This window comes from Falsiroseomonas frigidaquae (assembly GCF_012163145.1).
Taxonomy (GTDB): Bacteria; Pseudomonadota; Alphaproteobacteria; order Acetobacterales; family Acetobacteraceae; genus Falsiroseomonas; species Falsiroseomonas frigidaquae.
Genome location: NZ_JAAVTX010000005.1, coordinates 74,469 through 87,664, shown reverse-complemented (window position 1 = coordinate 87,664; position 13,196 = coordinate 74,469). Strand labels below are relative to the sequence as shown.

15 protein-coding genes are annotated in these 13,196 nt (G+C 70.4%); 9 read left to right on the top strand and 6 right to left on the bottom strand.

What is annotated here, in order from left to right:
* Window positions 1–3: 3 nt before the first annotated feature.
* From HB662_RS16620 to terL, 5 genes are read left to right on the top strand one after another with little or no spacing between them, the layout of a single operon-like run.
* Window positions 4–1,884, top strand: a complete 1,881-nt coding sequence (locus tag HB662_RS16620; RefSeq protein WP_168050953.1) for a hypothetical protein — start codon at window positions 4–6, stop codon at window positions 1,882–1,884.
* Window positions 1,884–2,324 (top strand): hypothetical protein, encoded by a 441-nt coding sequence (locus tag HB662_RS16615; RefSeq protein WP_168050952.1) that lies wholly within the window; start codon window positions 1,884–1,886, stop codon window positions 2,322–2,324. The genes HB662_RS16620 and HB662_RS16615 overlap by 1 nt, the downstream gene beginning before the upstream one ends.
* A 27-nt stretch (window positions 2,325–2,351) precedes the next feature.
* Window positions 2,352–4,637, top strand: coding sequence for a phage tail fiber domain-containing protein (locus HB662_RS16610; RefSeq protein ID WP_245185702.1), 2,286 nt, complete (start codon window positions 2,352–2,354; stop codon window positions 4,635–4,637).
* Window positions 4,634–4,939 carry a hypothetical protein gene (locus tag HB662_RS16605; RefSeq protein ID WP_168050951.1) on the top strand — a complete coding sequence of 102 codons (306 nt, stop codon included), beginning with the start codon at window positions 4,634–4,636 and terminating at the stop codon, window positions 4,937–4,939. The genes HB662_RS16610 and HB662_RS16605 overlap by 4 nt, the downstream gene beginning before the upstream one ends.
* Window positions 4,936–6,372 carry a phage terminase large subunit gene (terL, locus tag HB662_RS16600; protein ID WP_168050950.1) on the top strand — a complete coding sequence of 479 codons (1,437 nt, stop codon included), beginning with the start codon at window positions 4,936–4,938 and terminating at the stop codon, window positions 6,370–6,372. The genes HB662_RS16605 and terL overlap by 4 nt, the downstream gene beginning before the upstream one ends.
* A 1-nt stretch (window position 6,373) precedes the next feature.
* Here the strand turns inward: terL and HB662_RS16595 are convergent, their stop codons facing one another.
* On the bottom strand, window positions 6,374–6,595 hold the full coding sequence (locus HB662_RS16595; RefSeq protein ID WP_168050949.1) for a hypothetical protein: 222 nt from the start codon (window positions 6,593–6,595) through the stop codon (window positions 6,374–6,376).
* Between the two features lie 123 nt (window positions 6,596–6,718).
* On the opposite strand from HB662_RS16595, the gene HB662_RS16590 reads away from it, so the two are divergent.
* From HB662_RS16590 to HB662_RS16580, 3 genes are read left to right on the top strand one after another with little or no spacing between them, the layout of a single operon-like run.
* On the top strand, window positions 6,719–7,123 hold the full coding sequence (locus HB662_RS16590) for a hypothetical protein (protein ID WP_168050948.1): 405 nt from the start codon (window positions 6,719–6,721) through the stop codon (window positions 7,121–7,123).
* Window positions 7,120–7,566 carry a cell wall hydrolase gene (locus HB662_RS16585; protein WP_168050947.1) on the top strand — a complete coding sequence of 149 codons (447 nt, stop codon included), beginning with the start codon at window positions 7,120–7,122 and terminating at the stop codon, window positions 7,564–7,566. Before HB662_RS16590 ends, HB662_RS16585 begins: the two co-directional genes overlap by 4 nt.
* A 32-nt stretch (window positions 7,567–7,598) precedes the next feature.
* Complete coding sequence (locus HB662_RS16580; RefSeq protein ID WP_168050946.1) at window positions 7,599–7,955, top strand: DUF952 domain-containing protein; 357 nt, start codon at window positions 7,599–7,601, stop codon at window positions 7,953–7,955.
* A gap of 7 nt (window positions 7,956–7,962) precedes the next feature.
* Here HB662_RS16580 and HB662_RS16575 read toward each other — a convergent pair whose 3' ends face one another.
* On the bottom strand, window positions 7,963–8,613 hold the full coding sequence (locus tag HB662_RS16575; protein WP_168050945.1) for a DUF4189 domain-containing protein: 651 nt from the start codon (window positions 8,611–8,613) through the stop codon (window positions 7,963–7,965).
* A gap of 161 nt (window positions 8,614–8,774) precedes the next feature.
* Between HB662_RS16575 and HB662_RS16570 the strand changes: the two genes are divergently transcribed.
* Window positions 8,775–9,812 (top strand): phosphotriesterase family protein, encoded by a 1,038-nt coding sequence (locus tag HB662_RS16570; RefSeq protein WP_168050944.1) that lies wholly within the window; start codon window positions 8,775–8,777, stop codon window positions 9,810–9,812.
* A gap of 21 nt (window positions 9,813–9,833) precedes the next feature.
* On the opposite strand, the gene HB662_RS16565 is transcribed toward HB662_RS16570, so the two are convergent.
* The 4 genes from HB662_RS16565 to HB662_RS16550 form a co-directional block, all read right to left on the bottom strand.
* A complete protein-coding gene (locus HB662_RS16565) occupies window positions 9,834–10,157 on the bottom strand; it encodes a TM2 domain-containing protein (protein WP_209443340.1) in 324 nt (107 codons plus the stop codon).
* A gap of 63 nt (window positions 10,158–10,220) precedes the next feature.
* The gene (locus tag HB662_RS16560; protein ID WP_168050943.1) at window positions 10,221–11,768 is read right to left on the bottom strand and encodes a UxaA family hydrolase; all 1,548 of its coding nucleotides are present in this window, start codon (window positions 11,766–11,768) and stop codon (window positions 10,221–10,223) included.
* Window positions 11,769–11,847: 79 nt separating this feature from the next.
* A complete protein-coding gene (locus HB662_RS16555) occupies window positions 11,848–12,258 on the bottom strand; it encodes a hypothetical protein (RefSeq protein ID WP_168050942.1) in 411 nt (136 codons plus the stop codon).
* Window positions 12,259–12,355: 97 nt separating this feature from the next.
* Window positions 12,356–13,102 carry an SDR family NAD(P)-dependent oxidoreductase gene (locus tag HB662_RS16550; RefSeq protein WP_168050941.1) on the bottom strand — a complete coding sequence of 249 codons (747 nt, stop codon included), beginning with the start codon at window positions 13,100–13,102 and terminating at the stop codon, window positions 12,356–12,358.
* Window positions 13,103–13,196: the final 94 nt, after the last annotated feature.

The following is a 13,196-nucleotide window of genomic DNA, read 5'->3' as shown; positions in this document are numbered from 1 at the left end:
CGCATGACCATCGCCACGCGCCGCATCAAATCCTCCTTCACCGCCGGCGAGCTCGCCCCCGAATTGTACGGCCGCGCCGATCTGCGTGCCTTCGAGAATGGTGCGCGGCAGTTGCGGAATGTCGTCATCCAGCCGACCGGCGGCGTCGCCCGCCGGCCGGGGCTGGTGCATGTGGCCACGCTGCCCGGCCCCGCGCGGCTGATGCCGTTCGAGTTCAATACGGAACAGACCTATCTGCTGGTGCTGAGCGAGGGCCGGCTGCAGGTGTTCCTCGGCGATGCGGAGGTCGCGAACCTGCCGGCGCCGTGGTCCACCGTCATGCTGCCACAACTGGCCTTCACGCAGAGCGCCGACACGCTGCTGCTGTTCCACCCGGAGATGCCGCCGCAGCGGCTGACCCGCAGCAGCCACACCGCCTGGACCATCACGCCCTTCGTCTTCGTACGGGAGGCCTTCCACAATTTCACGCGCGATGTCGCGATGTCCGCTTCCGCCACCACGGGCACCGTCGCGCTGACCTGTTCCGCGCCGGTCTTCAGCGGCGGTCATGTCACCAGCCGCTTCCGCCTGAAGGGCAAGCGCGTGGTTATCCTGTCCGTCGAAGGGCCGCAGAACGCGACTGCGCTGGTGGAGGAGCCGCTGGAGGATACGCTGGCGACGCAGGATTGGCAGGAGACCGCCTTCAGCGGCGTGCGCGGCTGGCCGGTCTCCGCCTGCTTCCACCAGGACCGGCTGGTGCTCGGCGGGTCGCGCGATGCGCCGAACCGGCTGTGGCTGTCGCGCACAGGCGACCTCGGCGATTTCGATGGCGGCACCGGGCTGGATGACGAGGCGATCGAGTTCGCGCTGGTCTCCGACCAGGTGAATGCGATCCGCGCGGTGTTCTCCGGGCGGCACCTGCAGGTCTTCACATCCGGCGCCGAATGGATGGTGACGGGCGATCCGCTGACGCCGTCCTCCATCCAGCTGAACCGCCAGACGCGGATCGGCACCGCGGTGGATCGCCAGGTGCCGCCGGTGGATGTGGATGGCGCGACGCTGTTCGTCGCACGGTCTGGCCGTGGCGTGCATGAATTCGCCTATACCGACGTCGCCGATGCCTACCAGGCGAACGACCTGGCGCTGGTGGCACGGCACCTGGTGCAGGGCCCGGTCTCCATGGCCTATGACCAGACGGCGCGGCTGCTGCATGTGGTGATGGCGGATGGCAGCATTGCCACGCTGACGCTGTATCGCGCCGAACAGGTCACCGCCTGGACGCGGCAGGAAACCGAGGGCGCCTTCCGCGCGGTGGCCGAAACCGAAGGCCGGGTCTACGCTTTGGTGGAACGCTTCGGCAGCTTCCGGCTGGAGCGCTTCGACAACGCGGCTGGGCTGGATGCGGCGCTGTCCGGCAGCAGCGCTGCGCCGCAGGACCGCTGGACAGGCCTCGCACATCTCGAGGCGCGGCAGGTCGGCGTGCTGACCGATGGCGCGCCGGGCGCCGCGGCGCTGGTGCTGGACGGCGCCATCACGCTCGATCTGCCGGCGAGCACGGTGCAGGCGGGCCTGCCCTTCCGGCATGTGATCGAGCCGCTGCCGCCGGCACTCGGCAATGCCAGCGGCGCTGCCGCCGCGCCGCTGCGCCTGGTCTCCGCCACCTTCCGCCTGCTGGCGACGCCGGCGCTGGAGGTGGATCTCGGCCGCGGCGTGCAGCCGGTGCCGTTCCGCCGGCTGGACACGGCGCTGCTGGATGCGGCGCCGGCGCCCTTCACCGGTGACATCGCGCTGCGTGCGCTGGGATGGCGGCGCGACGCGATGGCGCCGCTGTGGCGGATCGAGGGGGCGACGCCGCTGCCGCTGACACTGCTTTCCGTCACCACCGACATGAGGATCTCCAACTGATGGCGCAACTCGCACCCATCGCGGCCGCCATCGGCGCGGGCGCTTCCATCTACAGCAGCGTCCAGCAGGGCCAGGCGCAATCGGCCAATGCGAAGGCGCAGGCCACTGCGGCGCGTGAGCAGGAGCGCGCGCGCGTCGAGCAGGCGGCGCTGCAGCAATCCGCCGAGGCGCGGGCGCGGGAGGCACGGCTGGCCGGCACGCTGGCCTCCACCCGTGCCCGCCTGGCGGCCGGCGGAATCTCTCCGGATGAGGGCTCCGCTGCCGCGCTGACGACGGGGCTCGAACGTGAAGCCGCGGCGGCGCAGGCGGATAGCGACCAGATCTTCGCGGCCCGGCTTTCCGCGGGGCGACGCAGCCTGCTGAACAATGACGGCTCGCTGACCAGCTTCCTGCGCGCCGGCACGACCTTCGGCAGTTCCCTGCGCAACCTGCTCGATTGAAGCAAGCACCCCACAGCATCGGAGCCCATGATGGCCGAGCATATCCGCATCGGCGACGTCGCGCCGCGCGTCCAGTATCTGGGCGACGGCAGCCGCGTTGCGTTCACCTATCCCTTCCCGATCTTCCAGACCTCGGAGATGGAGCTGCGCCTGGATGGCGTGGTGATTTCCGGCGGCTTCAGCGTGACCGGCGCCGGCAGCAGCGAGGGCGGCAGCGTCATCCTCGCCACGCCGCCCGCATCCGGCAGCACCGTCACGCTGCGCCGCCGCATCCGCGTGGAGCGCAGCACGGATTTCCAGGACAATGGCGTGCTGCGTGCCCGCACGCTGAATGATGAGCTGGACCGCATCGTCGCCACGTTGCAGGAACAGCGGGAAGACCTTTCCTCCACCCTGCGCCAGGACCCCGCCGAGGTTGGCGGCAGCTTCACCCTGCCGCTGCGCGCCGCGCGTGCCAACCGCATGCTGGGCTTCGACGGCATCGGCAACCTGGTGCTGCTGCCGCGCGATTCAGCGTTGATCGGCGCGCCGTTTCCTGGTGCCGTTCCCTACACGGTGGAAGACAAGCTGGCCGAACAGCTCAGCGCGCGCGATTTCGGCGCGACCGGCGATGGCGCGACGGAAGATGGCCCGGCATTGCAGGCGGCGATGAATGCGGCCGCTGCGTCCGGCAAGATGCTGCTGATCGGGGAGGGCACCTTCCGCTCGACCCAGCCGCTGACCCTGCCCGGTGCGGCGGCGGGGCTGACCATGCTGGGCAGCATCGTCTATGCCGGGCCCGCCGGGCAGCCTGCGCTGACCATCGGCGATGGCGGCACCGCGCGCAACGCAAGCAAGCGGCATAGCGGCCTGTCCGTGCTGCGCGCGACGCAGGGGGCGTGGGAGGATGAAGCCGAGATCGGCATCCTGCTGCGCAACCACGACGCATCGCTGATCGAGGTGCGGCGCGTCGAGGGTTTCACCATCGGCATCCGTACCCTGGGCGACGGCCGCGGCTTCGAGGATTCCACGCTGGAGCTCGGTCGCATCGTCAACAACCGGATCGGGCTGGATATCCACACCGCGACGGCCGGCGCCTGGAATACCTCCATCCGCTACCATGGCGGCCACTTCGCCGTGGGCTCCACCGTGCATGTGGACAAGGACCGCTTTGGCATCCGGCTGTCCGCGGCGCCTGGCGCCTATGTCGCGCACAACCGGCATCTGTTCAACGGCCCGAATTTCGAGCTGAACGCGGAAGGCAGGCCGATCTCCGGCATTCCCTTCCTGTGCGAGGTGAACAGCCGCGCCATCATCGCACGAGGCGTGCGAATGGAAGGCTGCAGCGGCTTCGTCGCCCGCCATACCGGCGCGGCGCAGGACCATGTCTATGAAGTGGCCTGGGCCAGCCAGGGCTACCAGGTGGAGATCGACCACGCCGCCTCCGCCAGCCGCCTCGGCGGTGTGGTGGAGGCGCTGCACCAGGCCGCGCCGCATCGCGCCGCGACGCGGGAGGTGGCGAGCGTGCCATCGCTGCGCGCCGCCATGATCCGCTGGAACTCGACGGAGACGGGGTTCGAGAAGCTGGCCTGTCTGTCCTCCAACGTCGCCGGCAGTCCGGCGCTGCTGCATGACTTCGTATTTCCGGCACTGGATTCCTTCACCCTGACCAATCGCGGCGTGATGCTGACCGGCGGGCGTGGCCTCGGCTTCATCGTGGATGCGCGAAGCTGCCGCGACTTCGCGCTCAGCGTCGATGCCGATGCGCCGCGCCTGGTGGTGATGTGCTTCGATGGCGCCAACAACCTGCTGACCGACAGCCTCGGCCCGCTGGTGCTGGCGTCCGGCCAGTCGATGGTCTGGAATCCGACGGCGCGCTGGTGGCAGGGCGCCGCGGACATGACCGATGCGGGGCTTTCGCGGCTGCAGGCGGTGCGGCTCTCACCGGCCGTGGCGACGGCCGTGATCGGCGTCGCGCGCATCTCCGCCGATTACGAGTTGCGCGCACTGCGGCTGAACTGCGACCCGCGCCACGCGCCGGCCGTGATGTACGGGCTGCCGGACCTGCCGATCGGTGTGCGGGAACTCGTCGCGGAGCAGGCCTGGGACCCGGCCTCGATCACGGCCGGGGCCAGTGCGCAGGTCAACGTGCCGGTCAGCGGCGCCCGGCCCGGTGATTTCGTGCAGGCCGCCTTCTCGCTTGCCACCTCCGGCGCCGTGTTCCTGGCGCAGATCGGCGCGCAGGATGTGGTGACGGTCACCGCCTGGAACCGTAGTGGCGCGGCGCTGGATCTGAATGCCGGCACGGTGCGCGTGCGCGTGGTGAAGGCATGAAGCGTCCCAGCCGGGGCAAGCCTACCGCCTCGCCTCTGCCACGGGAGGCCCTGGCGGCGGCGATGCAGCGTGTCGCCGGCGACTATGCCGAGTTCGTCGCCTCCTGGCCGCGTGGCGAGGTGCCGCCGGACCCCAAGGCCTTCGCCGCGCACCAGGCCGCCGCCCGCTCGGCGCTGGCGCATATGGCGGAGCTGGCGGCGATGACCTCTGGCGATGCCGCGAAGCCAGCCGATGCGGCACCGGATGAGGACCACCTGCTGGCGGCGATGCGGGCGCAGATGGCGAAGGAAGGGGATGTATGACCGAACGTCCTGCCGACCTGCTGGAATTCGCCTGGATCTGGAACCGCCTCGCCGGCCTAGGCACGCCGGCGGTGCATCGCCGCATGCTGCGCTGGCTGTCGGATCGCGGCGAGCAGGGCGATCTGCGCCTGCTGCTGATGGCCTTCCGCGGCTGCGGCAAATCCACGCTGGTCGGGCTGTACTGCGCCTGGCAGCTCTACCGCGCGCCGGAAACCCGCATCCTGGTGGTGGCGGCCGATCATGCACTGGCCACGCGCATGGTTGCGACGGTGCGCCGAATCCTCGGCCGGCATCCGCTGTGCGGCGCGCTGCTGCCGGACCATGGCGAAGGATCCTGGGCGTCGGACCGCTTCACCGTGGCGCGGGAAGCGGTGCTGCGCGATGCCTCGATGCTGGCTGCGGGCATCGGCGGCAACATCACCGGCGCGCGCGCAGACCTGATCGTCTGCGACGATGTGGAGGTCGCCGGCAATTGCGGCTCCGCAGGGCAGCGCGCCGAATTGCGCGAACGCCTGACGGAGACGGAGTTCGTGCTGGTGCCCGGCGGCCGCGTGCTGTTCGTCGGCACGCCGCATTGCGCGGAGAGCCTGTATGCCGAGGGGCCGGACGCCTTCCTTTCCGGCTACCGCCGCCTGGTACTGCCGCTGCTGGATGAACAGGGCGCCAGCGCCTGGCCGGAACGCTTCACCCAGCCTGGCATCGACGCCCTGCGCCAGCGTGTCGGCCCGCTCGCCTTTCGCCGCCAGATGCTGCTGGAGGCGGTGGCGGAGGAGGCTGCGCGGCTCGATCCCGCCCTGATCCTGCGCTACGCGGAGGATACCGACTACCGCGAGGCGAATGGCCGCGGCGTGCTGACGCTGATGGGCCGGCAGATGGTCTCCGGCGGTGGCTGGTGGGATCCGGCCTTCGGCCGGCCCGGCGTGGGCGATGCCAGCGTGCTGGCCTGCACCTATGCCGATGCGGAAGGGCGGCACTACCTGCACCGCCTGGCCTATCTGCTGCACGATCCGGATGGCGAGGATGACGCGGCAACCCAGCAATGCCGCGCGGTGGCGCAGGTCGCGCGCGAATTGCTGCTGCCGGTGCTGCGGGTGGAGACCAACGGCATCGGCAAGTTCCTGCCCGGCCTGCTGAAGCGGGAGATGACCCGCATCGGCATCCATTGCAGCGTGCTGGAAGCCACCAGCCGCCGCGCCAAGGCGGAACGCATCCTGGCGGCGCTGGACCCGGTGCTCGCCGGGCGCCGTTTGCTGGCGCATGAGGACGTGTTCCGCACCCGCTTCGCGCGGGAGATGGCGGAGTGGCGGCCGGAGATGCCGGGCCAGCACGACGATGCGCTGGACGCGGTCGCCGGCTGCCTGCTGGCGGAGCCGGTGCGGCTGCCCGGCGCGCCGGCGCTGCGGCCGGCCACCCTGCCCTGGAGGGGCGTCTAGCTCAGGCGCGCTTCCTCGGCGCGATCTCCGTCGCGTGGCGCGCCAGCCCCGCCTCCGTTGCCTCGAACCGCCCGTCCGGGCGCTGCCGGGCCAGGCCCATGCCGGCCAGGCGGTTCAGGCAGGGGCCGTCTTTCAGCCCGTCAGGGCGGCCCGGCTGGCCCACCAGTGTCAGCCGGTGCAGCGCGGAGCGGCAGCAGGTCTCGAGATAGGGCTGGTTCCACATTGTTCGCTGAGCGGTCGCTTCTTCCTGTCGGCCATGGCGGCGGCCGGGGTTGGGCGCCGCATTCCTGAATCCGCGGCGCCCCCAGGGTGGTCCCGCCGCCGCCCCCCTTCAAGGAGTATCCCGATGATCCCTGAGATCCCCCCCCAGCTCATGGCCGCGCTGGCGGATGCACCGCTCGCCGCGCTGATGCTCTGGATGATGCACATGTTGCGGCGCGAGCTGCAGGCGCGGCCCGAAGCGCCCCCCGTCGCGCCCACCGTCGCGCCCCCCGTCGCGTTCCCCGTGCCGCATCCCGGCCCGTCGCGCGACGAGCTGGTGGACTTCAAGCTGGAGGTGGCGCGGACCTATGTGCCGCTGTCGCTGATCCGTGACCTCGATTCGCGCCTGTCCCTGCAATTGCTGCGGATCGAGGAGAAGCTGGACGAGGTGAGCCGCACCGCCACCACGGCCACCGCCATCGCCGGCCAGGCCATGCCGAATTGCAAGATGGGCTTCGGTGCCCGCGCCGATGCCGAGAGCAGCCGGTGAGCGCCGCGCTGGACCTGCCACCGCGCAGCAGCGCGGCCGGCGTGCTGGAGCGGACCCTGTGGGGCGAGGCCGGGCATCGCCCGGTGCGCGGGATCGAGGGTGTGGCCGCGGTGGTGATGAACCGCCTGCGCCTGGCCCGCACGCCCGGCGGGCCGCAGCACCTGGGCGGTGACGTCGCCGGCATCTGCCGCGCGCCCTTCCAATTCGCCTGCTGGCACCCGCAGAATCCGCGCCACGCGGCCATGCTGGCCGCTTCCCTGGCGGAGGACCCCGCCTTCGCCATCTGCCGCCGCATCGCCGCCCGGGCGCTGGCGGGCGCGTTGCCGGATGCGGCGCGGGGCGCGACGCATTACCACCCGGCCGATGCGCTGCCGCGCTGGGCGATCGGCCAGGTGCCGACGGCGGAGATTGGCGGGCTTGTGTTCTACCGGCTGCTCGGCTGAAACCGGGCTGCCAGCAGGGCAGGGGGCGCCGCATGGAAGACCGCATCTACACCATGGTCCGGGAAGCCGATTGGCGCGCGGCGGAAGCGGCCGGCGCCTATGCCGGCAGCGCCGATGATGCGCGCGACGGCTTCCTGCATTTCTCCACCGCCGGCCAGCTTCGCGCCAGCGCCGCGAAGCATCGTGCCGGCGTCGCGGACCTCTGGCTGGTGGAGGTGGATGCCGCCCGGCTGGGCGAGGCGCTGCGCTGGGAGCCGGCCGCGGGCGGCAGCCGGCCGGGCCTGTTCCCGCATCTCTATGCGAAGCTGCCACTCTCCGCCGTGCTGTCCGCCACCCGGCTGCCGCTGGGCGCCGATGGGCTGCACGGCTTTCCCGCGCAGATCCCCTGAAGACGCCTCAGCCGCAGCGGCTGACCGCCATCAGGCAGGCGGTGCCGCGTTCCTGCCGCGTCGCGCAATCCTGCATCGCATTGCCCTGGGCCGTGACCAGGTTGGCACCATCGCCGACGCCGTAGTTCAGCACCGTGTAGGTGCCCGGATCATTGGTGATGACAAGGCCGAGCCCCCGCACGCCGCGGGCCACTGCGATGCAGCGCTGCTGCGTCTCCATCAGCAGGCGGCAGTTCCGCTGGCCGTTCCGGAGATAGCAATCGCGCTCCGCCGTGCGATGCGCCACTTGACGGGTTACCCTGCGCGACACGCCGAGGCCGGTGGAGGGCAGCGGCCCCGCATAGGCCACCAGGCTGCGGTCCCTGCGTTGCGGGGTGCGCCGGCCGCGAGGTGCTTCGCCGAGGCCGGTGGCCTCCGCCGATCCGCCACGGTGCTGGCGTGTCAGGTAATCCTCTCCCGCGCCACAACGGATCAGGCAGACCTGCATGTCCCGCGGCGTGCCGCCGCGGCTCTGGGGCTGGCATTCCCGGCGGCAGGATTGGCTGGCCGGTTCACGGCCCTGCGCCAGCACGGCGGCGGGCATGGCCAGCAGGAACAGGGCGACCAGCGCGAAGGGCAGGGTATGGCAGCGGCGGCGCGACTGCAGGAACTCGATCATGGGTCTTGGACTCCGTCTCGGGGCTGCAACGCATCGCGCGGCGGAGAAAGCGGCACGTCTCCGAAATAAACTTGCGCCCCGGTCCGCGACGGTGGCCGGCTTGCGCGGCGCCGGGCGCCGCCGCAGGCTCAGGGCCACGAGGATTTTGAGGGGCAGGGCGGATGGCAGGCCATGTGCAGACGGTGCTGGGCGCGGTGCCGCCCGAGAGCCTCGGCGCGACGCTGATGCATGAGCACGTGCTGTGCGACATCACGCCGCGCAGCCTGCGGGAGGCCACCCTCAGCCGGCCCGAACTGCTGCAGCCCATCACGCTGCAAAGCCGCTACGACATCGACTACGGCCGGCATCCGCATGCCGGCAAGACGGTGATGCTGGACCGCGAGCTGGCGGTGGCGGAGCTGGACCTGTTCCGCGCCGAGGGCGGCGCCAGCATGGTGGAGATGACCATCGGCGGGCTGGCGCCGGACCCGGATGGGCTGGTCGAGGTCTCCCGCCGCACCGGCGTGCAGCTCGTCATGGGCTGCGGCCAGTATGTCGAGGATTTCCAGGATCCTTCCAACCACGCCCGCAGCGTGGAGGATTTCGCCACCGAGATGCTGGATGCGCTACGGCGCGGCGCCTGGGGCACCGATGTGCGCGCCGGGATCATCGGCGAGATCGGTTGCTCCGCGCCCTGGACCCCGCTGGAACGCCGCGTGATGGCGGGTGCGGCGCTGGCGCAGCAGGAAACCGGCGCGGCGCTCACCATCCATCCTGGCGTGCATCCCGACCAGCCGGCCGAGATCATCGCCTTCCTGCGCGCCCATGGCGGCGACATCCCGCGCACCATCATCGACCATGTGGACCGCACCATCTTCGACGACGACCGGCTGTTCGCGCTGGCCGATACCGGCTGCGTGCTGGAATTCGACCTGTTCGGCTATGAGCACGCCTACTGGTCCTTCGCGCCGATCAACATGCCGAATGACGGCACGCGCATCGACAGGATCCGGCGGCTGCTGGACCGCGGCCATGGCGACCAGGTGGTGATCAGCCAGGACATCTGCCGGCTGACGCGGCTGCGGGCCTTTGGCGGCCATGGCTACGGCCACATCTTCCGCAACATCGTGCCGTTCATGCGGGAACGCGGGTTCAGCCAGGCGGAGCTGGACGCGATCCTGGTGGAGACGCCGCGCCGCCTGCTGACGCTGCCGGGGTGAACCCCGGGGGGGGGGGGGTGATCAGCCCTGCAGACGGGCGATCAGCGCCGAGTTGTGCCGCGCGACGATGCCCGGAATCAGGAACGCATCCACCAGCCACCACAGCCCGATGAACATGTAGCCCAGCATGCCGATCACCACATAGACCAGCGGGAAGGACACCAGGAAGATCAGCAGCATCGCCACGCCGGAGCCGATGCGGCCGAGGTAGAAGCGATGCGCGCCGAGATAGCCGAGGAAGAACCACAGCAGGTAGGCCAGCAGCGCCGACTTCTTGGCGGAATCGTACTGCATCATCGCGACGGCGTCGCGTGAGGGACCGGAGGGCGGCAGGCTGCTGGACATCACGAAGCACTCCGAGGCGGGAGGCCCTGAATCGGCCTGCCCGCCCGTTGCGTCAAGCGATACTCAGCCGGTGATGCCGATCTGCCACGGCGCGAATTCATGCTTGCCGAGGCCGAGCTGCTCGCTTTTCGTCGGCTCGCCCGATGCGGTGCGCAGCAGCAGATCCAGGATGCGCTCCCCCATCTCGGACAGGCTGGCGGTGCCGTCCAGGATCTCGCCGCAATTGATGTCCATGTCCTCCTCCAGCCGGCGGAACATGGGCGTGTTGGTGGCGAGCTTCACGGAGGGCACAGGCTTCGCGCCATACATGGACCCGCGGCCGGTGGTGAAGGCGATCATGTTCGCGCCGCCGGCGACCTGGCCGGTGGCGGAAACCGGGTCGAAGCCCGGCGTGTCCATGAAGACGAAGCCCTTGGTGGTGATCGGCTCCGCATAGCGGAACACATCCATCAGCGGCCCGGTTCCGCCCTTCATGGAAGACCCCAGCGACTTCTCCAGGATGTTCGCCAGGCCGCCCGCCTGATTGCCGGGGCTGACCACGCCGTTGATCTGCGTGTCGCGACCCGGCGTGTAGACATCCTTCCACCAGCGGATGCGCTCGATCAGCTTCTCACCGACCTCCTGGCTCGCGGCGCGGCGCGTCAGCGTGTGCTCGACGCCGTAGATCTCCGGCGTCTCGGACAGGATGGCGGTGCCGCCGTGACGAACCAGCAGATCCATCGCCGCGCCCAGCGCCGGATTGGCGGTGATCGAGGAGAAGCCGTCCGAACCGCCGCATTGCAGCCCGACCGACAGATGCGCGGCGGAGACGGTTTCGCGGGTGGCCTTGTTGGCCTCCTCCATCATCTCCTTCACCACGGCGACGCCCGCATCGATGCTCTTCCGCGTGCCGCCGACTTCCTGCATCACCAGGGATTTCAGCATCGGCCCGGGCGCCAGCCCCTGTTCGGCCAGCAGCCCCGCAATCTGGTTGCGCTCGCAGCCCAGGCCGATCACCACCACGCCGGCGACATTCGGGTGCCGCATGTAGCCCCCCAGCGTGCGACGCAGCAGCTGCATCGGCTCGCCGGACAATTCCATGCCGCAGCCGGTGGAGTGGGTGAAGGCGGCGACGCCATCCACATTCGGCCATTCCGCCATCCGCTCCGGCGTGAACCAGTCGGCGACGGCGTGGGAGACGGTGGCGGAACAATTCACCGAGGAGACGACGGCGATGAAGTTGCGCGTGCCGACACGGCCATCGGCGCGGACATAGCCCTCGAAGGTCTTGCGCTGGTCCTCCGGGATCATCTCCACCGGGCGGTAGTCGCGGCCGATCGCGTAGTCGCGGTCGAATTCGCGGAAATCGATGTTGTGGGCGTGCACCATGGTGCCGGCGGGAATGTCCTCCGCCGCGAAGCCGATGGTGACCTGGTACTTCAGCACCGGGTCGCCCTTGCGCAGCTGCGTGGTGGCGATCTTGTAGCCGGCCGGCACCTTGTTGCGGGCCAGCATGTTCTCGCCGGGAATGGAGGTGCCCGGCTCGATGTCGATGCGCGCGACCACCACATTGTCGTCCGGGTGCAGGCGGATGACGGGGCCGTTCAGGCGCTTGGCTTTGAGGTCGATCATGGGACGTCTCCGTTTCCCCCCAATCCACCATGTTCCGCGGCCTGTGTCAGCCTCCGCCATGGCTTGGCGGCCTCCGCCGCTATTCGGCGGGCAACATCGCCGACAGGCGTCGCGGCGCGGCATAGACTGCCAGCAGCACCAGCCGCACCAGGAACAGCACCACCCCGGCCAGCCAGGCCAGCGCCGCGCCGATCGCCAGGCCCGGCGCCTCATGGGCGATGGACAGGTAGATGCCCGCCGGAAACAGCGCCGCCGCGCCGACGCAGAGGCAGAACTGTACCACGCTCGGCAGCACCGCGCGGCCCAGCTCCGGCCAGCCACGGAACACCAGCCCCATCAGGGCCAGCGAGGCCCAGCCCAGCAGGTTCAGATGGGCGTGGACGGGCGCGAGCTGGAAATCATGCGCGATGCCCATCCAGATGCCGAGGCAGACGCCGACCAGCAGGTTGAAGGCAGCGGCGATGACGTAGAACAGGGGCAGGCGGGGCATGGCGCGGTTTCTCCGGGATTGCGGCGCGCCTTCTGCCCCCAGTGTGTTCCAGCATCATTTCACGTCGCGGCGAACGCGTTTCGCCTGTTTCGCCTCCCTACCCCAGCATCTGGCCGCCATCGACGATGATGGTCTGCCCGGTCACCCAGCGCGCCGCCGGGCTGGCCAGGAACAGGACCACCTCCGCCACCTCCTCCGGCGTGCCGAGGCGGCCGAAGGGGATCTGGCCGAGGATCCGGTTGTACAGCGCCGGGTCACTGGTCCGCCGCTGTTCCCAGGACCCGCCCGGGAATTCGATGGAGCCCGGCGCCACCGCATTCACCCGCACCCCATCCGGCCCGAAGGCAGCCGCCTGGCTCGAGGTGTAGTTCACCAGCAGCGCCTTCACCGCCGCATAGGCCGGCGTGCGCAGCGAAGGCCGGAAGCCGGAGATGGAGGAGACGTTGACGATGGACCCGCGCGCCGCCTTCAGGAACGGCGCGGCGGCGCGGCTGGCGCGCACCGTCGCCATCACGTCCACATTCAGGCCACGCGCCCAATCCTCCTCGGTGTCCTTCGCGCCGAAGCCGCTGGCGTTGTTCACCAGCACATCGACGCCACCCAGCGCCTCCGCCGCCTGCGCCACCCAGCCCGTCACCTGATCCGCCACGCCGAGATCGGCAGAGGTGGCATGCGCGGTGACGCCGAGCGCCGCGATTTCCGCCCTCGTTGCCTCCAGCGCCTTGGCGTCCCGCGCGCAGATCGAAACGGCCGCGCCGGCCTGGGCGAAGCCCAGCGCGATGGAACGCCCGATGCCCCGCGACCCGCCCGCGACCAGCACGCGCTTGCCCTTGAAATCCGTCATGACCTCGATCCTTCGATGCGTCCGGCCCCCAGCAGAGGCCATCCCCGCATGGCTTGGCAAGCCGCCCCGGCCGGTGCAGATGGAGGTGGCATGG